Source organism: Bartonella sp. AA126HLJHH, assembly GCF_042197425.1.
Taxonomy (GTDB): domain Bacteria; phylum Pseudomonadota; class Alphaproteobacteria; order Rhizobiales; family Rhizobiaceae; genus Bartonella.
In genome coordinates, this window is record NZ_JBHIRU010000002.1 from 106752 (window position 1) to 128586 (window position 21835).

General features: G+C 37.4%; 17 protein-coding genes and 2 pseudogenes. 8 read left to right on the plus strand and 11 right to left on the minus strand.

What is annotated here, in order from left to right:
• Positions 1–92: 92 nt before the first annotated feature.
• Positions 93–1172, minus strand: a complete 1080-nt coding sequence (locus tag ACFIQC_RS01690; RefSeq protein ID WP_375673736.1) for a class I SAM-dependent methyltransferase — start codon at positions 1170–1172, stop codon at positions 93–95.
• Positions 1147–2025 (minus strand): prolipoprotein diacylglyceryl transferase, encoded by an 879-nt coding sequence (lgt, locus tag ACFIQC_RS01695; RefSeq protein ID WP_375629411.1) that lies wholly within the window; start codon positions 2023–2025, stop codon positions 1147–1149. Before lgt ends, ACFIQC_RS01690 begins: the two co-directional genes overlap by 26 nt.
• Before the next feature lie 305 nt (positions 2026–2330).
• On the opposite strand from lgt, the gene ACFIQC_RS01700 reads away from it, so the two are divergent.
• Positions 2331–2576: an accessory factor UbiK family protein gene (locus ACFIQC_RS01700; RefSeq protein ID WP_273791228.1), complete on the plus strand. Its 246-nt coding sequence runs from the start codon at positions 2331–2333 to the stop codon at positions 2574–2576.
• A 404-nt stretch (positions 2577–2980) separates the two neighbouring features.
• Positions 2981–3481 carry a YbjN domain-containing protein gene (locus ACFIQC_RS01705; protein ID WP_375629408.1) on the plus strand — a complete coding sequence of 167 codons (501 nt, stop codon included), beginning with the start codon at positions 2981–2983 and terminating at the stop codon, positions 3479–3481.
• A gap of 45 nt (positions 3482–3526) precedes the next feature.
• Here the strand turns inward: ACFIQC_RS01705 and ACFIQC_RS01710 are convergent, their stop codons facing one another.
• Positions 3527–4867, minus strand: coding sequence for an ATP-binding protein (locus ACFIQC_RS01710; protein WP_375629405.1), 1341 nt, complete (start codon positions 4865–4867; stop codon positions 3527–3529).
• A gap of 8 nt (positions 4868–4875) precedes the next feature.
• The gene (locus tag ACFIQC_RS01715) at positions 4876–5580 is read right to left on the minus strand and encodes a response regulator (protein ID WP_375705063.1); all 705 of its coding nucleotides are present in this window, start codon (positions 5578–5580) and stop codon (positions 4876–4878) included.
• 143 nt (positions 5581–5723) lie between these two features.
• Here ACFIQC_RS01715 and ACFIQC_RS01720 point away from each other — a divergent pair, with 143 nt between their 5' ends.
• The gene (locus tag ACFIQC_RS01720) at positions 5724–6374 is read left to right on the plus strand and encodes an MBL fold metallo-hydrolase (RefSeq protein WP_375606477.1); all 651 of its coding nucleotides are present in this window, start codon (positions 5724–5726) and stop codon (positions 6372–6374) included.
• 71 nt (positions 6375–6445) lie between these two features.
• Here the strand turns inward: ACFIQC_RS01720 and ACFIQC_RS01725 are convergent, their stop codons facing one another.
• Together ACFIQC_RS01725 and ACFIQC_RS01730 are read right to left on the minus strand one after the other, a co-directional pair.
• Complete coding sequence (locus ACFIQC_RS01725; RefSeq protein WP_375706657.1) at positions 6446–7069, minus strand: BA14K family protein; 624 nt, start codon at positions 7067–7069, stop codon at positions 6446–6448.
• Between the two features lie 472 nt (positions 7070–7541).
• Positions 7542–7940 (minus strand): annotated as a pseudogene (locus ACFIQC_RS01730) (sensor histidine kinase); the annotation flags it as partial.
• 4 nt (positions 7941–7944) lie between these two features.
• Here ACFIQC_RS01730 and ACFIQC_RS01735 point away from each other — a divergent pair.
• A pseudogene (locus tag ACFIQC_RS01735) lies at positions 7945–8256 on the plus strand (MBL fold metallo-hydrolase); the annotation flags it as partial.
• 69 nt (positions 8257–8325) lie between these two features.
• On the opposite strand, the gene ACFIQC_RS01740 reads toward ACFIQC_RS01735, so the two are convergent.
• The 3 genes from ACFIQC_RS01740 to ACFIQC_RS01750 form a co-directional block, all read right to left on the minus strand.
• Entirely contained in the window at positions 8326–9105 is a 780-nt protein-coding gene (locus ACFIQC_RS01740) for a BA14K family protein (protein WP_375673745.1), read from the minus strand.
• Positions 9106–9734: 629 nt separating this feature from the next.
• Positions 9735–12044, minus strand: coding sequence for an excinuclease ABC subunit UvrB (gene uvrB / locus ACFIQC_RS01745; RefSeq protein ID WP_375631658.1), 2310 nt, complete (start codon positions 12042–12044; stop codon positions 9735–9737).
• A 257-nt stretch (positions 12045–12301) separates the two neighbouring features.
• Positions 12302–12616, minus strand: coding sequence for an SH3 domain-containing protein (locus ACFIQC_RS01750; protein ID WP_375612971.1), 315 nt, complete (start codon positions 12614–12616; stop codon positions 12302–12304).
• A 338-nt stretch (positions 12617–12954) separates the two neighbouring features.
• On the opposite strand from ACFIQC_RS01750, the gene greA reads away from it, so the two are divergent.
• Together greA and ACFIQC_RS01760 are read left to right on the plus strand one after the other, a co-directional pair.
• The gene (gene greA, locus ACFIQC_RS01755) at positions 12955–13428 is read left to right on the plus strand and encodes a transcription elongation factor GreA (protein WP_007347010.1); all 474 of its coding nucleotides are present in this window, start codon (positions 12955–12957) and stop codon (positions 13426–13428) included.
• 17 nt (positions 13429–13445) lie between these two features.
• The gene (locus ACFIQC_RS01760; RefSeq protein WP_375706658.1) at positions 13446–14504 is read left to right on the plus strand and encodes a glycosyltransferase family 4 protein; all 1059 of its coding nucleotides are present in this window, start codon (positions 13446–13448) and stop codon (positions 14502–14504) included.
• Positions 14505–15714: 1210 nt separating this feature from the next.
• Here the strand turns inward: ACFIQC_RS01760 and ACFIQC_RS01765 are convergent.
• Positions 15715–17109, minus strand: coding sequence for a TrkH family potassium uptake protein (locus ACFIQC_RS01765; protein ID WP_375631664.1), 1395 nt, complete (start codon positions 17107–17109; stop codon positions 15715–15717).
• A gap of 310 nt (positions 17110–17419) precedes the next feature.
• Here ACFIQC_RS01765 and trxB point away from each other — a divergent pair, with 310 nt between their 5' ends.
• Both trxB and ACFIQC_RS01775 read left to right on the plus strand, forming a co-directional pair.
• Entirely contained in the window at positions 17420–18376 is a 957-nt protein-coding gene (gene trxB / locus ACFIQC_RS01770; RefSeq protein WP_375631666.1) for a thioredoxin-disulfide reductase, read from the plus strand.
• A gap of 42 nt (positions 18377–18418) precedes the next feature.
• Positions 18419–19324, plus strand: a complete 906-nt coding sequence (locus ACFIQC_RS01775) for a LysR family transcriptional regulator (RefSeq protein ID WP_273791217.1) — start codon at positions 18419–18421, stop codon at positions 19322–19324.
• Between the two features lie 1163 nt (positions 19325–20487).
• Here ACFIQC_RS01775 and ACFIQC_RS01780 read toward each other — a convergent pair.
• Positions 20488–21690, minus strand: a complete 1203-nt coding sequence (locus tag ACFIQC_RS01780) for a pyridoxal phosphate-dependent aminotransferase (protein ID WP_375706659.1) — start codon at positions 21688–21690, stop codon at positions 20488–20490.
• Positions 21691–21835: the final 145 nt, after the last annotated feature.

The window sequence follows — 21835 nt, forward strand, 5'->3', positions numbered from 1 at the left end:
TATGGAGATTATTTAAAGTGAGGATGGAGATGTTCATATTTGTCAATGAATATTTCAGATAATGATGTGCTTATTGACAAAAGCGCCGATCATTAAAATTGGGGAGGTATGGAGATATTTTTATCACTGAAATGTAAAACTTTAAATAATTTTCCCATCTGATCTGGACTAGCGAGCCGTTCGATGTCTTGGCGGATTTTGTCTTGCAAAGGAGCACTTTTGCCAACTCCAAGCTGGTTTGCGCGCTCCAGTAGCCCCATTTTAAAAAGAAAATCTCCTTGCTCGAAGATTTCAGCAAAACAGCCCTGTTCAAGAGCTATGTTTTTTAAAAAAGAAAAATCAACATGGGATGTTAAATCATGTTCACCAGGGGCATCAAAAACATCACGAAATCTATGTTTTGAGAGTGCTTGCAAGGTATCGCCAAAGGCAAGCTCACAAGCACCATAGTCGATAAGTAAAGCAGAACCTGTCACTTGCACTAAATGGTGGCTGATTTGTTGCATGAATTGATGCCGTAAGGGGGCATGTTCAAAAATTGTTCCGTCAGGCACTTTAGAACAATAGGTTTGTAGACAAGAAGAGGGAAGTTTATGCGGAGCAGCAATAAAGATGAAATCTCCATTTTGATTGACTGTAATGCGGCGCTCTTTCCATTCTCCATTGACTTTAATATATTGGTTGATAGGGAGTGTATCGAGAAATTCATTAGCAATGAGGAAGAGAGGTTTTGAAGGAATTTGATTAAAATTTTCAATGCTATGGATTTGTTTTTGATAAGAGAAAAGGCATTTTTTTTGTTCTTTTGCAAGTTTTTTGCTTATTTCGATCAGAAAAATTTCAGCAGCATTAAATGCCGTTTGAGAGAGCTTTTGGATAGTTCGCAAAATGTCATCCATCAAAGTTCCTCGTCCTGGACCTATTTCAGCGAGAATAAAAGGGTGAGGGCACCCTTGAGCTTTCCAGCTTGCAAGAGTCCAAATGCCAATCATCTCTCCAAATAATTGGCTTATTTCAGGTGCTGTAATGAAATCACCAGCATGTCCAAAAGGGGTTTGTGTGTGATAATAACCAAATTGGGGATCGGTGAGTGCCAACGTCATATATTGGCTAACAGTGATTGGTCCATTAAGGACAATAATTTCTTTAATTTTTTCTTTGAGATTGGCCATTTTCTGTCGGTTTATATTTAAAGGCGTGGAGAAGAAGATAAAACCCTACAAGAAGCATGGGAAGAGATAAAGCCATGCCATAGGTAAAACCAGTAGAATGGAAAAGAGTCGAAAACCATTCTGGATCTTCTTGAGGCGCACGGTAAATTTCAGAAATGCTGCGTGTTACTGCGTAGCCTATAATAAATGTTCCTGATACAGTACTGGGACGCTTTAATGCTTTGAACCCAAAAATAAGAAGACACAGGATGATGAAGAGAAGAAATCCTTCCATAAATGCTTCGTAAAGCTGGCTTGGATGGCGCGGTAAATAGTAAGGATCGAGAGGAAAACAAACAGCCCAAGGATGTGTAGTGATATTGCCCCATAACTCTTGGTTGATGAAGTTGCAGATTCGTACAATGCCGATACCAATAGGCGCACCTGCAGCAATGATATCAAACATGGCTCGTATGTTAATATAATTTTTACGGGCAAACCAAATCATAGCAATGATAATACCAATAAGTCCGCCATGAAAGGACATTCCCCCATCCCATACGGCAATAATAGCACTTGGATGGTTAAAATAGTAAATGGGATCCCATACAAGAACTTGTCCTAAACGCCCTCCGATAACAACACTTATGGCAGACCAGACAACAAAATCTCCGATCTTTTCTTTATCCATAGGAGGGTGGTCTCTATACCATAGAGATGTTTTTTTTAATAATTTTTGCGCATACCACCAAGCAAAAAGAATACCCAGTACGTAACCAAGTCCATACCAATGAAGTGCTATGGGACCTAGCTGGATAATGACAGGATCAAGGAAAGACGGAAAAGCAATGGCTGGACAAGACAGATTGTTCATGAGTTAAGCATTTTACATTATACGAGATGAATATGAAGTGACTCTGATGGTCAGAAATGACAGATGAATGCACAATGGTCAAGTCAGTAGGGAGGCTAGTCAGAAAGGGAGATAGATTTCCACTGATTTATCGCGGTAAAAAATATGGTGATAAAGGAATATTAAAAAATCTTAAACAAAATCGTTATGATAAAGTCTACATAGTATGTAAAATATAGAGTAAAAGGAACAAATTACAGTATCTAAATGTTATGAGAATACGCTATAATGCGTGCGTCAATAATTAAAATTTAAGGAAAAATGTTATGCGTAATGGATCAAATCGTATTCTTGATGAATTAGCAAAATTAGCAACGGATGCTGCTGACGTTGCGCAAGGCATACGACGTGAAGCTGGAACAGCTTTTCGTGTGCAGGCTGAAAAGATAGCAAACAAACTTGATCTTGTTTCTCGCGAAGAGTTTGAGACTTTTAAGGAGATGGTGCTGAAAATCCATGCTGATAATGCTGATTTGAAAAGGCGCCTTGATGATTTAAAAAAAGATGATTAAAAAAACGCAGACACAAAAAAGTAAAATAGTTTCTTAAAAAAAGAATCTTCAAAAAATATCCCCAATTTTTCAATGTGATGCGTGAAACTAAAAAATGCTTAATCTTGAGTCTGTTAGAGCGGATCATTTGTTTATTTTTGATTTTTTTTTTGGGTAAAATACATTTTTTTGAATCAGGGGGGCTGGCGCTATGAAATTGTATCAATACACTGAAAAGACTTGATGATTCGTTTTATGACTATCAGGTTGCCCTAAACAGCGCGATTGTGTTCTGGGTGTTTGTGTACTGTCGATGTTTTTATGTGTATTTGTTTGGTGTAAAGGTTCTGATTGTAGCAAAATATTGTTACAGTTTAGACGGTTTATATTCTGTTGACAATGTTTTAAGATGATTGAGGATTGTGATGAGGCTTGCATTTTGCGCCACAGAAAGAAAAGAGCACCCTGTTGACTTTATCGAACAGATTGCCTGTGAATATGATTGGTCGTTTGAGCGGGATGCACAAGATGAAATTAGCGTTTGTGTGGAAGGAAAACGCGCAAACTATCGTCTTGCTTTTTCATGGATGGAAGAGCATGAAGCACTTCATTTAGCTTGTTCGTTTGATCTCTCTACTAAAAATGCTCGAACAGCTGAAATACAGCGCTTATTGCTAGCAATTAATGAAAAGTTGTTGTTGGGACATTTTGATTACTGGCAAAGGAATAATTCAGTCATTTATCGACAAGGTCTTCTTTTGGCTGGTGGGATGCATCCATCTCATATACAGGTTGAAACATTGTTGATACATGCACTTAAAGCTTGTGAAAGCCATTATGTTGCATTTCAGATGGTTGCTTTGTCGGGAGAAAGTGCTTACAAAGCACTGCAATACACTTTGTTTGAAACTGTAGGGAATGCCTAAAATATACAGTCTGTTATTTTTACAGACGGTTTGCGGAAATATTGCTCATAGGGGGACATCAAGAATAGCGCGCACTCCCCCGAGTGGGCTTTCATCTAATTGTATATTGCCACCATGGCTGCGTGCTATGTCTTGAGCAATAGAAAGACCAAGTCCTGTTCCACTTGCATCTTGATTTCGCGCTTTATCAAGTCGAAAGAATGGCTTAAAAACTTCTGTGCGCATATTTTTATGAATTCCAGGTCCATTATCATCGATTATCAATATAAAAGATTCTTGTTGAGAGTTAGCGGTTAGTTTAACAGTCGTGCCGTAACAAAATGCATTTGTTACAAGATTGCTGACTAAGCGTGTGAAAGCACGGGGACGTACTTGTATTTCTTTAGGACCTTCAATGGTGTAAGAAAATTGACGTTTGTGAAGACGAGCATCGGTGGAGAATTTTTGCATAAGAGCATTTAAATCAAAAGTCTTGATACTTTCACTTCCTTCACCACGAGCAAAAGAAAGATAATCTTCTAACATATTTTGCATGTCACTTACATCTTGCTCAAGCGGTTTAATATCAAAGTCAGTATTTACTAATGCCAGCTGAAGTTTAAAGCGTGTAAGAATGGTTCTTAAATCATGACTTACTCCTGAGAGCATCATGGTACGTTGTTCAATTTGGCGTTCAATACGTTCACGCATGCGTAAAAAAGCGATGCCTGCACGACGGACTTCATCAGCTCCTTGTGGTTGAAATCCTTTTGGTAAAGGACGACCGCGTCCAAAGCTTTCTGCTGCTTCAGCCAATTGTTGAATCGGTTTGATTTGATTGCGTAAAAAGTAAATTGCTATCAGCAATAAAACAAGAGCTGTTCCTACCATCCAGCTTAAAAAAATAGCAGTATTGGAAGCATAGGCTTGGCTGCGTGGAGCAAAGACGCGTAAAATGTTGTGACCAAGGTGGATACGGATTTCAACAAGATCAGAATCTCCTACGGTATCGATCCAGAAGGGACGGTTAATTTGACGGGTGATTTCTTCACTTAAAAAATAGTCAAGAATTGCAAAAAATGGCTTAGGTCCTGGAGGGGGTAAGGAGGTAGGAGATAGAATAGAAATATTTAATCCCATACGTTGTTGTGCAATACGCTTGATATCTTCATAGTTATCTTGTTGGGGATATGTTTCAAGAATATCAATAATGGCTGAAATATCATGCACGACAGCCGTTGAAAGACGCTCCGTTACCATTTGCCAATGGCGTTCCATAAAGACATAAGCAATGACCGTTTGCAGAAGCACCATGGGAGCAATGATAATGATCAAAGAGCGAGCATAAAGCCGTTTAGGCATTTTTTTCGTTAACCATCGAAGAAAAAATCTTAAAGGTTTGATCATTCTTGTGCCTATTCAATAGAGAGTTTATACCCTATTCCTCGCACGGTTTGGAGCCATATAGGCAGTGCTGGGTTTTTTTCGATCTTACGACGAAGGCGGTTGATCTGCACATCAATGGCACGTTCACTTATATTGCTGTCATCGGTCGCGAATTTATGGCGCGGAATTGTATCGCCTGCATTTTCGGCAAACATGACCATCATTTCTTGTTCTTTATCTGTTAATTTAATAATTTCTCCTCCTTTTTTGAGTTCGCGTCGTGAAATTGAAAATATATAAGGACCAAAAACTATTTGCTCAATTTTGGGTTGGTGAGGGGGAAAACCACGTCGTAAAATGGCGTTGATGCGAAGGAGAAGTTCACGAGGGTCAAACGGCTTAGCCAGATAATCATCTGCCCCTGCTTCTAATCCACGGATACGATTGTCTATTTCTGATAAAGCTGTTAACATAAAGATAGGGACATCTTTTGTTTGGCGGAGTGAATGAGTGAGATCAATACCGTTTTCGCTAGGCATCATGACATCAACAATAAGAAGATCAAAATCTAAACTTGCTAACAGTCGTCTTGCTTCATTCGCATTAGCTGAAACTGAAACACGAAATCCATTTTTAATGAGAAACTGAAATAAAAGATTGCGAATACGTGTATCGTCATCAATCACAAGAAGGTGAGGGGCATCGTCACACAAAACTTGAACGTGATTGCTCATTCTTAAAAAACCTTGATAAAAATTTAGTTTACACAAAATGCAAGTTTACATAAGTTGTATAAAGCTGTCGAGCAGCACCTTTACCTTAAAGGAAAGAAAGTTTTATTTATAAATTTAAAAAAGTTATTTTTGAAAAGGATATTATGGGTAGTCTTAATATACATATTATTCCAGTTACGACATTTCAACAAAATTGCACTTTGCTTTTTGATAGTGAATGTAAAACGGGGGTTCTCGTTGATCCTGGTGGTGATTGGCCGCGGATTCAAGACGTAATCGAAAAGAATGGTGTTATCGTTGAGGCTATTTGGATAACACATGGTCATTTTGATCATGTAGGAGCAGCAATGCAAGTAAAAGAAGCGCTTAATGTAAAAATTATCGGTTCACATCGCGATGATAAGCCTGTGATGGATGCCGTGAGCGAAAGCGCAAAAAATTATGGCATCACTGATGCTTGCATTTGTATTCCTGATCGATGGTTAGAAGATGGTGAGTGCGTTCATTTTGCTGGACATGTGTTTAAGGTTTTTCATACACCAGGGCATTCTCCTGGTCATGTTATTTATTTCAATGAAAAAGAGCGCTTAGCCCTCTTGGGTGATGTTCTTTTTCGTGGCTCTATTGGACGTACGGACTTCCCCTTCTGTTCCCATGAAAAATTGATGCAATCTCTTCGAGAAAAAGTTTTACCTTTAGGCAACGATGTTCGTTTCATCTGTGGGCATGGTCCCAAAAGTAGCATAGGCTATGAGCGCCAAAATAATCCTTTTCTTCAAGATTTTAATATATGAGCAAATAAAAAAAAACGCTTTGAAGCGTTTTTTTTTGCCATTTAAGACTTTTTAATAGGGCAGAACAGAAGTTAATTTATTGGGGCATAACAAACGTGTTCCAAACCATTACGGTCTCGGAAAGTTCCTGTTTTAGGGTTGAAGGAACGGTATTTTTTCTTGCAATAGTTAAGCCAATCAGATTCTAATGATTGTTGTACTGGCTCATATTCCACCGTTTGCGGAGCTTCATAAATTATCTGTTCTTGTGGAGCCTGTTGATATACAATTTGATGCTGTGGTGCGGTTTGATAAACAACTTGTGGCTGTTCTGGTTTTTTTAAAATTTTGCCGAGAAGTGCACCTGCTGCAAGAGCAAGAATGCCCATTGCTAAAGCTTCTCCTGAGTTATTTATATTAATACTACTGTGTTTTGTCTTTTTGCGCTCGACATAATGATATGTCTTGTGTTCAACATGATGGTGTTGTTGTGCTCCCCATTTATGGCTAACATAATGACGCGTGTGGGGGTTATCAAAAGAGTGATGTTCACTATGAGAAAAATGGGAGCTAAAATTGTGAGACGGTAAACCAGCCTCCCTTCTCATATCATAGTTATGATACCATGCCATATCCGCAAGCGTTGGATCTAATGGCATCAAAATGGTTACAGTAGACATTGCTGATAATACCGCTAACCTGATCACTTTTTTCATAATGATGCTCCTTGTGTCAATTCGTATTTTTCACATCCTACACGTTTCAAACTGAATAGAGACTGAACAATTTTGGACTTTATTGTGACAAAAAAATAAAAATTCATTTAGTTAAAACTATTATCAATACAATAAAATAAAATCATGACAGAATTTTGATTTCAATTAATGTACTCTTCTTAAGATTAATTAAGCAGCTTGTATTTAGAGCACCAGATTTTTTACTATTGGTTATAAATTATTTATTGATGAGTAATTTTTTATTGCTTGATACAATATGAATTGAACAATAGGTGTATGAACAAAAGTTATCGTTTTTTATTATAGGCTTATGGTGCTAAGATAGAACCTTATTTGTGTGATTGAATACAGTCCTGTTTGACTACTCTCTTGTGAGGCTAAATATTGAGTTCGATATCATATTATAACTGTATAAATATAATATATTGCGGGAACTTTTTTTGATATATGGGAAACATTCTTGTTGGGATATGGCTGTTAGTTTGACAGTATTGGCATGACAAAATGCATTTGACACAATATTGCTGATGAGACGCGTGAAGGCACGTGGGTGTGCTTGTATTTGTGTAGGGCTTTCAATGGTGTAGGAAAATTGACGTTTGTGAAGATGCGCATCGGTGGAGAATTTTTGCATAAGAGCATTTAAATCAAAAGTTTTAACACATTCACTTTCTTCACTACGGGCAAAAGCAAGGTAATCTTCTAACATGTTTTGCGTGTCGCTCACATCTTGCTCAAGCGGCTTGATATCAAAGTCATTATTTGCTAATGTTAGCTGAAGTTTGAAACGGGTGAGAATGGTTCTTAAATCATGGCTTACATCCGCAAGCATCATGGGGCGTTGTTCGATATAGTTAGAAGATGGTGAGTGTGTGTATTTTGCTGGACATGAGTTTAAGGTTTTGCATACACTAGGGCATTCTCTTGGTCATGTTATTTATTTCAATGAAAAAGAGCGCTTAACCTTCTTGGGTGTTGTTCTCTTTCGTGGTTCTATTGGACGTACGGACTTCCCCTTCTGTTCTTATGAAAAATTGATGAAATCCCTTCGAGAAAAAGTTTTACCCTTAGGCGATGATGTTTGTTTTATCTGTGGGCATGATCCCAAAAGTAGTATAGGCTATGAGCACCAAAATAATCCTTTTCTTCAAGATTTTAATATATGAGAAAACAAAAAAACGCTTTGAAGCGTTTTTTTTTGCCATTTAAAACTTTTTAGTAGGGCAGAACAGAAGTTAATTTATTGGGGCATAACAAATGTGTTCCAAACCATTACGGTCTCGAAAGGTCCCTGTTTTAGGGTTAAAGGAACGGTATTTTTTCTTGCAATAGTTAAGCCAATCAGATTCTAATGATTGCTGGAATGGCTCATATGCCACTGTTTGCTGCACTTGATAAACTCTTTGATTTTGCGGAACTTTTTGATAAATTACCTGATTTTGTGGTACTATTTGATAAACCACTTGTGGCTGTTCTGGTTTTTTTAAAATTGTACCAAGAATCGTACCTGTTGCAAGACCAAGAATACCCACCGCTAAAGCATCTCCTGAGTTATCTATATGAATATTACTGTGTTTTGTCTTTTTGCGCTCGACGTAATGATATGTTTTGTTTTCAACATGATGATAATGGTGGTGGTGATGATGATGTTGTTGTTCCGTCTTACTCTGTTTGGCTACAGACCTTTCATGTTTGGCTTTAAATCTTCTCTTGTTGTCATCAGAACTCTTGTGGAAATCATCAACAAACTTTTGGAAATCATCAGATAAAAAGCTACGTTTTTTATCAGAACAATGGGAGCGAGAAAAACCACAAGGCAGAATATCAGCTTTCTTCCTCATTTCCCTTATCGCATCATCTGTTTCTTTACGCATCTTCCTCATCATATCATCTATTTCTCTCGAGATAGAGTCACTACGATTCCATGCCATATCCGCAAGCGTTGCATTTAGCGGCATCAAAACGGTCACAGTTGACATTGCTGATAATACCGCTAGCCTGATCACTTTTTTCATAATGATGCTCCTTGTGTAAATTCGTATTTTTCACATCCTATACGTTTCAAACTGAATAGAGCCTGAACAATTTTGGGCTTTATTGTGACAAAAAAAATAAAAATTTATTTAGTTAAATCTATCGCGGAGACAGTAAATTGAAATCATAACAGAATTTTGATTTCAATTAATGTACTCTGCTTGAGGTTAATTAATAAGTTTGTATTGAGAGTCCACGATTTTTTACTATGGAATATAAACTCTTTATTTAGGGATAATTTTTTATTGTTTGGTACAATATGAATTGAACAATAGGGATATGAATAAAAGTTATCATTTTTTATCATAGGCTTATGGTGCTATGATAAAGTCTTATTTTACTTTATTTGTGTTATAGGACAGTGCCCTATTTGAATATTTTCTTGTAAGGATAAATAATATTGAGTTAGATATCAGAGTATAACTTTATAAAGATAATATATTTTAGAAATTTTTTATAAAATGTTCTCTCTCATGTTGTTTTAGACAAATTGAAGCACCGTTGATGTTGGAGGTTGTCTATTTTTCGGATAACGCTGTTTGCTTTTGAGCTTTCGTCTTTTTTAGAAGAGCTGAAGATTATTTTATGCGGTTTGAAATTTTTTGCTCCTTCATTGATTGCGTTTTTTTCGTTTTATTGTTGCTTGATTAGGGGTGTTTTTACGAGATTTTCCTTTTTGATTTTCCAAAATACCAGTGTCCATGGTTGGTCCCATGTGTGCAAGGTCTGGTTTGGAGAAAAGACTTGGTTGTAATACGCGCTCATGGGTGGATTGTTCGCTATGATGTGTTAAGGGATTTTCCGCGAGTTCTAGTTCTATCTTTTGTAATTGTTTGATTTCATCGCGAAGGCGTGCTGCTTCTTCAAAATTAAGATCAGCAGCTGCTTCATGCATTAATTTTTCGAGGTGTTTAATATGAGATGCTAAATTGTTGCCAACCATATTTTTTTTCTCGATGACATCAGGGATATTTGTATGAATATGGTTGGTTTCATAGCCTGAATTAAGAATATCTCCGATATTTTTTTTGATACTTTTCGGTGTGATATGGTGTTCTTCATTATAGGCTATTTGTTTTTGTCGACGTCTTTGTGTCTCCTGTAAGGCTCGTTCTATGGAACCAGTGATCGTATCTGCATAGAGGACAACACGGCCATCTACGTTACGTGCAGCACGTCCGATTGTTTGTATGAGGGAAGTTTCAGAGCGCAAAAAGCCCTCTTTATCGGCATCTAGAATGGCAACAAAACCACATTCTGGAATATCTAAGCCTTCTCGGAGCAAGTTAATACCGATGAGGACATCAAAGGTGCCAAGCCGAAGATCGCGTAGAATTTCAATGCGCTCTAATGTATCAATGTCAGAATGCATATAGCGTACACGAATGTCTTGTTCGTGGAGATATTCAGTTAAGTCTTCGGCCATACGCTTTGTGAGAACTGTCACCAATGTACGGTAGCCTTTTTGAATTGTTTTACGAATTTCATTCACAACATCATCGACTTGATTTTTGGCTGGACGAACCTCTGTTGGTGGGTCAACAAGCCCTGTGGGGCGAATAACTTGTTCTGCAAAAGTGCCGTGAGATTGTTCTATTTCCCACCGTCCAGGTGTTGCGGAGACAGCAATCGTTTGTGGGCGCATAGCATCCCATTCTTCAAAGCGCAAAGGACGGTTATCCATACAAGAAGGGAGGCGAAAACCATATTCTGCTAAGGTTGCTTTTCTACGAAAGTCACCTCGGTACATGCCACCAATTTGGGGAATGGTTACGTGGCTTTCATCGATAAAAACAAGAGCATTATTTGGAATGTATTCGAACAAGGTTGGTGGTGGTTCTCCGGGTTTTCGTCCCGTTAAATAGCGTGAATAATTCTCGATTCCAGAGCATGAGCCGGTAGTTTCCAACATTTCTAAATCAAAAATTGTACGTTGTTCTAAACGTTGTGCTTCTAAAAGACGTCCAGCCGCATTTAATTCATCGAGGCGTTGAACGAGTTCCATTTTGATCGATTTCATCGCTTGGTTAAGTGTTGGGCGTGGTGTTACGTAGTGTGAGTTGGCATAAATTTTAATCGATTGAAGATCGCCTGTTTTTTGACCCGTTAGAGGATCAAATTCCGTAATTGTTTCCACTTCATCACCAAAGAGCGAAATACGCCAAGCACGATCTTCGAGGTGGGCAGGGAAAATTTCGATTGTATCCCCTCGAACACGAAAGGAACCACGAATGAAATTGATATCTTGTCGATAATACTGTTGAGAGACTAAATCAGCCAAGAGTTTTCGTTGATTGAGTTTGTCCCCTTTTGCTATTTGGAAGGTCATAGCAGTATAAGTTTCTACTGAACCAATTCCGTAGATACAGGATACAGATGCGACAATAATGACGTCATCACGCTCTAAGACAGCACGTGTTGCAGCATGGCGCATACGGTCGATTTGTTCATTAATTGAGGATTCCTTTTCAATATAAGTGTCTGAGCGTGCAACATAGGCTTCTGGTTGATAATAGTCATAATAGGAAACAAAATATTCGACGGCATTATGGGGAAAAAAACTTTTAAATTCCCCATAAAGCTGCGCTGCTAGAGTTTTATTGGGAGCTAATATTAAAGCTGGACGCTGTGTTTTTTCAATGATATTGGCCATTGTATAGGTTTTCCCTGAGCCGGTAACACCCAAAAGCACTTGTGTACGTTCATTTTTTTGAATTCCCTCGACCAGAGTTTTAATGGCTTGAGGTTGATCTCCCGCTGGTTTAAAAGATGTTTCGAGTTGAAATGGAATACCACCTTCAGATTTTTCAGGACGAATGGGGCGGTGAGGTGTCCATAATGCACCATTCTTAAAAAGAGGATTACCTGAAGCAATAAGAGCAGAAAGAGCTTCTACTGTTGCAGTAACACCATTTTTCATTGTTGTATCCTTTGATAGAAAAGTGCTGGTGATTTTAAAGAAAATACTAATTTTTACAAATTTATTACGACAACAGCAAAACGTTATTGAACAGATTTATTTTGGTTTATTAGAGCTTTCATTAGGATATTGATCAAGTTTTTATGAGACAAATTCTTCGAAGTATTTCTTTGGAAGGAGCATATTTGTGGTTGTTCGTGAACACTATTGCATTTTTGCCATGATGATATTCAAGAGGGCATAAGTTATTATGGCTGTTATGGAGAATAATCGGTACGTTTGGGCATTAAAGACATTGTATATGTGTGATAAAGATCATTTCCATCTTTAAATGAAAGATAACGAGATGACACCCAACCTATTTGAGTGTTATATCGGATATGGCACCAATTTCCTTCACAGTTTTTAACAAAAACTAATTCTCCAGCAGAGATTAAGCCGCAAAGTGCATATTGAGTGCTGGGACCTGTTCTAAAATTAAGATTTCTCGTAACAAAAGCATCTGCTGCCTCTGATATTGTTGTGGCTAAAAAGAAAGAGCCAAACATAAAAAAAATGACGATTTTTTTCATTTTTCTGTAAAGAATTTCTTTAGAGATTTTCTATCCTTCTCTCTTCATATTCTATATAATTTCTTTTACTAGATTATGATAAAACAGAAAAAAATACAATTCTTTCTTCTTTAGGACACTTTAAAGAGAAGAGTGAAGTTTAACGTTTTAAACACCAAAATGAGATGTTTTAATCACTATTTGTGCATGTTTTGTTTCCTTTATTTATTTTTATATGGAAAACAGCGATACTGTACTATATAATAAAAAAGATCGTAGTTTTCGGATTCCAAAAGTAATTTTGGAAGCCGTTTTTTGTATTTTTATTAAACCTTCCGTGTAATAGAAAGGGACGGATTATGGAAAAAGTTCCGATGACTACAGCTGGTTTTGAGAGTCTTAAAGAAGAGTTGCGTTGGCGTCAACAACAGGAGCGTCCGCGAATTATTGAAGCAATTTCTGAGGCGCGTGCGCATGGTGATTTATCTGAAAATGCTGAGTATCATGCAGCTAAAGAAGCGCAAAGTCATAATGAGGGGCGTATAAATGAGCTTGAAGATTATATCGCACGAGCAGAAGTTATAGATGTCTCGCGTCTTTCAGGTGACAAAATAAAATTTGGCGCAACCATTAAACTCTTGGATGAGGACACTGAAGAAAAAAAAGTGTATCAGATCGTAGGAGATCAAGAAGCTGATGTAAAGGTTGGTAAAATCTCTATTTCTTCGCCTATCGCACGTGCACTTATTGGCAAGCAAGAAGGTGATGTGATTGAGGTGAATGCACCAGGTGGTGCGCATAATTACGAGATCATTAAGGTTCAGTACATCTAAATAACATATGGATTATTATGCGTGTATCTTTGGACGAAACTGAAATTATTGCGCCTCACTTTAAAAGGCGTTTGTCGGGAGTAACATCTACGATTATTCAGCTTATTCCACTGCAACGCGAACAGGGTGTGCGTATATCCACTTTGGGGTTTGGTTTACCACGAACTTTACCAACTCTTGCCTTTAGGGACCTTTTCGGACTTTGGAAAAGTCCGAAAGGGAAGCCGTTTCGTATTTGGCATGCACGACGCAATATTGAGATGCTTTGCGGGGTGTTTTTACGCGATGTTTTGCGAATGAAGCTTAAACTCATCTTTACTTCGGCATCTCGACGCGAACACAAGCCTTTTACCAAATGGTTGCTTCGTCGTATGGATAAAGTTATCGCTACTAGTGTATGTACGGGAACCTATCTAGAAGTGCCTCATAAGGTTATTATGCATGGAGTGGATATTAGGCGTTTTTCACCCCCCAAAATTCCTGATGATTACTTTCCAGCAACTGGGGTGCCAGGAAAATATGCGGTAGGATGTTTTGGGCGCGTGCGCTATTTAAAGGGTACTGATTTGTTTGTGGACGCGATGATAGCATTATTGCCTGACTATCCCGAATGGACAGCACTTATCGCTGGTCGGACTACAGAACAGCATTATGGTTTTGAAAAGAAATTACGACAGAAGATTGCTGAAGCTGGTTTAAACGACCGCATTATTTTTCTTGGTGAAAGGCTTGATATACCTGTGTGGTATCGCCGTTTATCACTTTATGTAACTCCTTCTCGTTTGGAAGGTTTTGGTCTGACACCATTGGAGGCAATGGCATCACAGACGGCTGTAGTGGCGAGTGATGTAGGAATTTTTAAAGAATTGGTGGTCGAGGGAACAGGAACAGTTGTAAAAGCAGGAGATGGAGCGGCTTTAACAGCAGCAATTGAACCTTATTTTGCTGATGTAGAAAAAACATTGGCAGCCGGAAAGAAAGCTTTAACCCATGTTCGTACTCACTTTCCTTTGGAAAAAGAGGCAAGCAAGATTGGAAGTGTTTACAAAGAACTGTTTGCAGAAAAAACACTTTGATTATTATATCAAAAATCTTTTTGAGGAATGATAAAAAGTATTTTTCTTAAAGGTTTTTCATAGTCATTAAGAAAACAGCTCAATGATATAAATGTTATTTTACAAAATTTATATTGTCTTTAGTAGCACGCTATAAAAAGTTCTCAAAATTTTGGATAAAATATTAAAAATGTATACGCTTGAGAGCGATATGTAGTTTATGATAAAGCATACTAGGAGAGAAGAAAGCTACTTTTATTCATTGATATTTTAGAATAAGAAAATAATGCTTTAACTCAAGTCTGGGGATTTATGCACTATCTTATACGGTGTCGTGCTGATATTGTTCGTTTTGTAAGACTTAAATAGATAGCAAAAAAAACGTTTTCTTGTCTTAAAAAGATAATGATGGTATCTTCATGGATAAAATAGTCGTACATATTTTCAATAAATTCATAATAAGATGGATTTAAGATCAATATATATATGATTTTTATAAATAAATTACCTTTTCAATTTAAATAAGAGCTTTGAGTACCGTAAGATTTTCTCATGTAAAATCTGTTGATATTAACAATGAGAGCTATCTTCTTGTACATCACAATTGGAAGAAGGCATGTGGTGGATAAAAACTATTGAAGACAGGGTGTAAAGAGATTTCTTATAAATTGTCTGAAATGCAGGCTGTTACGACATTAATAGAAAGAAAATAATATGGTGGTACTAATTTATATCTTATTTTTTTGTACCGACTTGCACCTTATTGTTATTTAAGTAAAAATGATGGTGCCCATTTTATATCTTTCATGAGGGCTGTCGTGAAATGGGGGTGATGAGTATTGTGAGATGTTTTTTATAAGCTTGTGAGTTCGTAATATAATAGCATTTTTTTTCTATAAGGAGGTAACTCTATTAAAGAGAAAAAACACTTTTATCAGCAAATATTCATATTTTTTGCATGAGAGATTATTCGTAAAAAAGAATGTTCTATGCGTCCACTTTATTTGATAAAGAAGATCAATAAAGTGAAGTTTTATATGTTATGGCTTTGAGAATATTGGTATTTGATTGTTTTTGTTGAATTATTTTTATATCATTGATATGATGATTTGTATGGAAATTTTAGAAAATCTTCAGTGGATTGAGTAAGGGGTGAATATTATGACGCATACTGTTCTCGCCTTTTTATCTTGTCAATTTTTTATCATGGTAGAATAAAATACTCTATACATTAGAATTGTTCACGCCAGAAAGCGGGAATAAAAAGGACGAATATTGTTATGATTTCAAGGCGTCCAGCTAACATTAGAAAACTTAAAATCCATAAAGCATGGTCGTTGATTGTAGAGAAATTACCAGTGGGGCCAATAATATCTCCAAAGCCTGGACCAACATTTGAAAGTGCGGTTAAGACCCCGGTAAAGGCAGAGGTAAAGTCAAGACCGGTTGTAAGCAAAAGTGCAGTGCCGATAACAAGGCAAAACATATAAAGACAGACAAAAAACAAAACGGCTTGAGCAACATCATTTGATATATTTGAGTGATCGTAGCGCGCTTTTACAACGACATTAGGAGAAAGAAGTTTTTCTATATTTGTTTGTGTAATACGCCAAAGAATAATGAGGCGATTGATTTTCATGCCACCAGAAGTAGAACCAGCACATCCGCCTGTAAAAGAAACAATGAAGAAAATTCCAAGCGCAAACGGTCCCCAAAGTTGATAATCTTCAGCGCTATAACCTGTGGTGCTAATAATGGATGAAAGGTGAAAAATGACATCAAGAAAAATTAAGTGGAACGCGCGATGATCATAAAACCGTAGCCATGCCGCTAAAGCAAAGCTGAAAAGGAGAACGATATGGAGAAAAACAATCACTTGTGGGTCAAGGAAGCGTTTGGAGTGTCCAGGAAGGACTAATTTAACATAAAGTACGAAAGGTAAAGCAGAAAGCAACATGAAGATTGTTGAAATAATTAAGATGGCTGGTGTATCAGAAAAATAGCCAAAAGAAGCATCATGCGTTGAAAAACCAGCTGTTGCTACTGTACTCATTGCATGGTTAATGGCATCAAATAAATTCATGCCTGCAGCAAAATAAGAAAGCATACAAGCCAATGTTAACCCAACATAAGCGATGATAATTCCGTTAGCAATTTGGTTGATGCGAGGCAATATTTTTTCAGATTTATCAGATGATTCCATATGAAAAAGTCGCACGCCACCCACACGCAGTGAAGGCAAAATTAAGAGGGCTAAACCGATAAAACCAATGCCCCCAATCCAGCATATAAGAGAACGCCATAATAAAATACTTCGCGATAAATTATCAAGATCAGAAAGGACTGTGGAGCCTGTTGTTGTAATTCCAGAAACAGATTCAAAAATGGCTCCTGCTAGAGAAATGGGAAGAGGAGAAAGATAAAGAGGTAAGGCACCTACGATGCTTCCTGTAAGCCAAAGACAAACAGTGAGCATAAAGCCAAGCCGTGCTGAAAAGCGACAAGTAGCTCCCTTAGTTGCTAAAAGAATCAGCGTTGCTAACATGGTGGTTATGGCACAAGAATAGAGAAAGCTTATCCAATTACGATTGTTGTCGTGCAAATCCACAAAAATTGGCAAAAGCATTGCTCCTCCCATGATTAAGGCAAAACGTGCACAGACATTGATAATAAATTGAAAAATGATCGTTCCCTATCTTTGTATCTCTTTTTATTATGGTTTTGTGCTCATAAGAAGTTACATTGTTCTCTTTATAGGATAAGGATTAATTCTTAACATTAGCGTGCCTTGATGAATTAGTAATCAGACCTTTTCATAAAACTTGAAAAGAAGTATACATAACATAATTAGGGCTCTTGAAAAATATTTTTTTAAAAGGCTGCATTCCGTTATCATTTATAGAATAATTAATTTATAATAAAGTGAAGGGGATTTAATGGTACAATCGCATATTCGTCTGCTGATTATTGGCTCAGGTCCGGCTGGTTATACAGCGGCGATCTATGCAGCAAGAGCAATGCTTAAGCCGGTTTTGGTGACGGGCTTGCAGCAGGGTGGACAATTAACAATTACAACTGATGTTGAGAATTATCCAGGTTTTGCAGATCCCATTCAAGGACCATGGTTGATGGAACAAATGGCAAAACAAGCTGAGAATATGGGGACAAAAATTGTCTATGATACAATTATAAAGGCTGATTTGTTGAAGTATCCTTTTGTCTTATATGGGGATTCAGGAACACAATATTCTTGTGATGCACTGATTATTGCAACAGGAGCTCAAGCGCGCTGGCTTGGTTTAGAAAGTGAACAGACCTTTATGGGCGGAGGTGTTTCCGCTTGTGCTACATGTGATGGCTTTTTTTATCGTGATAAGGACGTTATTGTCGTGGGAGGAGGAAATACGGCTGTTGAAGAAGCACTTTATTTATCGCATTTGGCTAAAAGTGTAAGCGTGGTTCACAGGCGGGGGCAGTTTCGGGCAGAAAAAATTTTACAAGATAGGTTGCTGGCTTGTAATAATGTGCGTGTTCTTTGGGATCATGTGGTTGAAGAAATTGTGGGGCTGCCAGCTCAAGATTCAAAGGGCGCTGTTGTAACAGGGGCACGTCTGAAAAATGTTAAGACAGGTCACGAGATGAAAGTGAATGCAGAGGGCATATTTATTGCCATTGGGCATGATCCTGCTGTTTCTCTGTTTGAAGGACAGCTGAAACAAAAACGAGGCGGCTATTTATGGACAGCACCCGACTCAACAGCAACAAGCATTGCTGGTGTTTTTGCTGCTGGGGATGTGACAGATGAAACATTCCGCCAAGCTGTAACAGCTGCGGGAAGAGGATGTATGGCAGCGTTGGAAGCAGAACGGTTTTTGGATATACCCAGGCGTTAGTCACTCATTGAGAACATAGAGAATATAGAGGTAGAATTAATTGTGGCGCCACCGTTGGATTGGGATAAGTTAAGGGTTTTTCACGCTGCAGCAGAAGCGGGATCTTTTACGCATGCTGCTCAAAAACTTCATTTATCTCAATCAGCCGTTTCACGACAGGTTTCGGCTTTAGAACAAGAGGTTGGGGTATCCTTATTTCAACGTCATGCGCGTGGTTTGATTCTTACAGAACAGGGAGAAACTCTTTATCGTACAGCTCATGATGTTTTGATGAAGCTTGAAAGTGTGCGTTTGCAATTAAGTGAAAGCTATGCAAAACCAACGGGGCACTTGCGTGTGACCTCGACCTTTGGAATGGGGGCAGGGTGGATTGCAGAGCGTATGCCAGAATTTCTTAGTCTTTATCCTGATATGCAGGTTCAGCTTTTGCTTTCCGATGAAGAGCTTGATTTGACAATGTGTCATGCGGATTGTGCTGTTCGCTTACATCAACCCAAACAACCTGATCTTATACAAAGAAAACTCTTTACAATTCATATGCATGTTTATGCTTCGGAAAAGTATATTGCAAATTATGGAAAGCCGGAAAAATTGTCTGATCTCGATGAGCATCGTATTATTTCGTTCGGTGAACCTGTTCCACCTTATTTGTCTGGTTTAAATTGGTTGGAAAAGGCTGGTAGAAGTGATGGATCATTGCGCGTTTCAGTTTTACAAATCAACAATATCATCTCAATAAAGAATGCGCTTATGCGTGATCTTGGGATTGCTGTGCTTCCTGATTATATCGTCAATAATGATGAGCATTTAGTGCGTCTTTTTCCTGATATGGTTGATATTCCCTCTTTTGATACTTTTTTTTGTTATCCTTATAATTTAAAGAATTTGGCAAGGTTAAATGCTTTTCGAGATTATATTTTTTTAAAAGCTCGCCAGTGGTCTTTTTAATATTAATATCTTAATTTATAAGGAATAATTAGCTGTTTTGCAACTTGAGACTCCCGTAATATTCTTTCGTTTCAAATTTGCCTATATTGAATCAATTAAAATTATTTGTTGCACATTAAAAGTGGAGGGAGTCCGTACGGGTAAATATTTTTGAAAAGAGGGATGAATGTTTTTTTACAAATGCTAGCAAACGTGAGAGCTATTATATATTGAAAAATGGACAATCGTGTGATGGTGTAGTTAACATTTTTACTATTTAATTAAAGAGAGTGGTACATGATGGAGACAAATTTAAAGCTATGTGTTTATTGCATAGCAGATACGCTTAAGTCTTTGTTGTGCTTTTCCTTATAAAATGACATAGAATACTATCTCTTGATTATGTTGCCTCCCAGTTTCGTTTTCTTGAGTGTTCCCTTACGAAGATCTATCAGATTGATTTTATCTCTGAGGATTTTCCAAATTTGCCGGACATATGTCCGGCTTTTTTTTTAATTTTTGAAAGAGTCCCTAGAAATTGCAATATATGGGAAGATGATAAAGAAAAAATTTCGAAACTGGTGGATATCCAACAATTTTTTTAAGAATACTAAAATTCAATGAGGAGTTTGAGAGGGGATATTCTATTGTACTGTAAAAGTCTGTCTTTTAGGGGTGTGATATAAAATATTTAAAACCTTATACATGAAGTGCTTTTTATTAGAATGTGAGGTGAATATTTAAGGCAGGTCTTGTTCATAAAGCCTATGAAGTAAATCAAGTAGTTATTAAATAGAACTTAAAGAAAACTGGATTGCTTACACAACGATGGGAGGTGGCTTCTTCTTCGTTTTAGGACGAAGAAGAAGCTGAGAAATAGAAGAGATTTTATTGTAAGGGCCTTTGATTATAAGGGCAATTGTGTTTAAAAGTGCTCGGTCTTTTTTAGAGTTATAAATTGAATGGAGAAAGTAGAATAGGCTTGTCATCTCTTATGATAATAGACCGATTCATTTATTTGATAGCTAAATTTTTTTGATCTTTATCTACAGCATCTATTTTTGTGTTTATTCATAGATATTTTTGCTGAATCGATAGATTTAGACCATGACACAGTTTCAGATATTTTCTCGGATATACTAACATTCGGCAAAAAACAATCACAAGAGATGATATTAAAAATTTTAAATTAAACTGTTGCAAAAACGCTGTATACGTATACAAGCTTTTTCAAGTAATTCTTCTGATGTTGCATAAGAAATACGAAAAGTTGATCCAAGTCCAAAAGCAGATCCTTGGACGACAGCAACAGCTTCTGTTTCTAGAAGCGCTATGGCAAAGTCTTCATCATTCGTAATACGTTGACCATTGGGTGTTTTCTTTCCAATAAGTCCGGTGCAAGAAGGATAAACATAAAAAGCACCCTCAGGCGTTGGACAGTGAATGCCAGGAGCTTGATTTAGCATGGAGACAACGAGATCACGGCGTGCTTGAAAAATACTTTTATTTTTAGCAATAAAGTCTTGTGGCCCGTTGAGTGCTTCAACCGCAGCCCATTGTGAAATGACACTTGTTCCAGATGTTTGCTGTCCTTGAATGGTATCCATGGCTTTAATTAATTCTTGTGGTCCGCCTGCATAACCGATTCTCCATCCCGTCATCGCATAGGCTTTAGAAACACCATTCATTGTGAGTGTACGCTCATAAAGCGCTGGTTCTACTTGAGCTGGAGTCACAAAGGTAAAACCCTCATACGTGAGATGTTCATATATATCATCGGAAAGGATATAAACATGAGGATATTTTACTAAAACATCTGTAAGTTTTTTCAATTCATTATGTGTATAAGCGGCACCTGATGGATTTGAAGGAGAGTTAAAGATGAACCATTTGGTTTTGGGGGTAATGGCAGCTTCTAGCTTTTGTGGTTGGAGTTTATAAGAAAATTCGGCTTTTGTTTCTAAAAAGACAGGCGTACCATCGTTGAGTGCGACCATTTCTGGATAACTAACCCAATAAGGGGATGGAATGATGACCTCATCTCCTTTATTCAAAGTTGCCATGAATGCATTAAAGAGAATTTGTTTTCCACCGGTACCAACAATAATTTGTTCTGGTTGGTAAAGAAGGTTATTTTCTCTTTTAAACTTTGCAGAAATTGCTTGGCGCAATTCTGGAATTCCAGATATGGGAGGGTATTTTGTTTCTCCCCTTCGAATAGCTTCAATAGCCGCGTTTTTGATGTTGTCTGGGGTATCAAAGTCTGGCTCTCCAGCACTTAAAGCAATAACATTTCGCCCTAATGCTTTTAAATGACGGGCCTTTTGAGAAGCAGCAATTGTTGCAGAAGGTTTGATACGAGACAGTTTGTCGGCAATAAAAGCCATAATTTTAAATCCTTATATTATATCAACAAATGGTTATTGCTTTAAGGATATTCTATAAGAGATTATATTGTATGCAATAAAAAACTTCCAAAATACTCTTACACGGGCTTTATATTCTTCTTTTTTGAGATCTTTTACAAGATAA

What these genes read in the sequence shown, in the direction of transcription:
- ACFIQC_RS01690 (WP_375673736.1), bottom strand. Translation starts at nt 1,172, where the DNA reads ATGGCCAATCTCAAAGAAAAAATTAAAGAAATTATTGTCCTTAATGGA.
- lgt (WP_375629411.1), bottom strand. Translation starts at nt 2,025, where the DNA reads ATGAACAATCTGTCTTGTCCAGCCATTGCTTTTCCGTCTTTCCTTGAT.
- ACFIQC_RS01700 (WP_273791228.1), top strand. Translation starts at nt 2,331, where the DNA reads ATGCGTAATGGATCAAATCGTATTCTTGATGAATTAGCAAAATTAGCA.
- ACFIQC_RS01705 (WP_375629408.1), top strand. Translation starts at nt 2,981, where the DNA reads ATGAGGCTTGCATTTTGCGCCACAGAAAGAAAAGAGCACCCTGTTGAC.
- ACFIQC_RS01710 (WP_375629405.1), bottom strand. Translation starts at nt 4,867, where the DNA reads ATGATCAAACCTTTAAGATTTTTTCTTCGATGGTTAACGAAAAAAATG.
- ACFIQC_RS01715 (WP_375705063.1), bottom strand. Translation starts at nt 5,580, where the DNA reads ATGAGCAATCACGTTCAAGTTTTGTGTGACGATGCCCCTCACCTTCTT.
- ACFIQC_RS01720 (WP_375606477.1), top strand. Translation starts at nt 5,724, where the DNA reads ATGGGTAGTCTTAATATACATATTATTCCAGTTACGACATTTCAACAA.
- ACFIQC_RS01725 (WP_375706657.1), bottom strand. Translation starts at nt 7,069, where the DNA reads ATGAAAAAAGTGATCAGGTTAGCGGTATTATCAGCAATGTCTACTGTA.
- ACFIQC_RS01740 (WP_375673745.1), bottom strand. Translation starts at nt 9,105, where the DNA reads ATGAAAAAAGTGATCAGGCTAGCGGTATTATCAGCAATGTCAACTGTG.
- uvrB (WP_375631658.1), bottom strand. Translation starts at nt 12,044, where the DNA reads ATGAAAAATGGTGTTACTGCAACAGTAGAAGCTCTTTCTGCTCTTATT.
- ACFIQC_RS01750 (WP_375612971.1), bottom strand. Translation starts at nt 12,616, where the DNA reads ATGAAAAAAATCGTCATTTTTTTTATGTTTGGCTCTTTCTTTTTAGCC.
- greA (WP_007347010.1), top strand. Translation starts at nt 12,955, where the DNA reads ATGGAAAAAGTTCCGATGACTACAGCTGGTTTTGAGAGTCTTAAAGAA.
- ACFIQC_RS01760 (WP_375706658.1), top strand. Translation starts at nt 13,446, where the DNA reads ATGCGTGTATCTTTGGACGAAACTGAAATTATTGCGCCTCACTTTAAA.
- ACFIQC_RS01765 (WP_375631664.1), bottom strand. Translation starts at nt 17,109, where the DNA reads ATGCTTTTGCCAATTTTTGTGGATTTGCACGACAACAATCGTAATTGG.
- trxB (WP_375631666.1), top strand. Translation starts at nt 17,420, where the DNA reads ATGGTACAATCGCATATTCGTCTGCTGATTATTGGCTCAGGTCCGGCT.
- ACFIQC_RS01780 (WP_375706659.1), bottom strand. Translation starts at nt 21,690, where the DNA reads ATGGCTTTTATTGCCGACAAACTGTCTCGTATCAAACCTTCTGCAACA.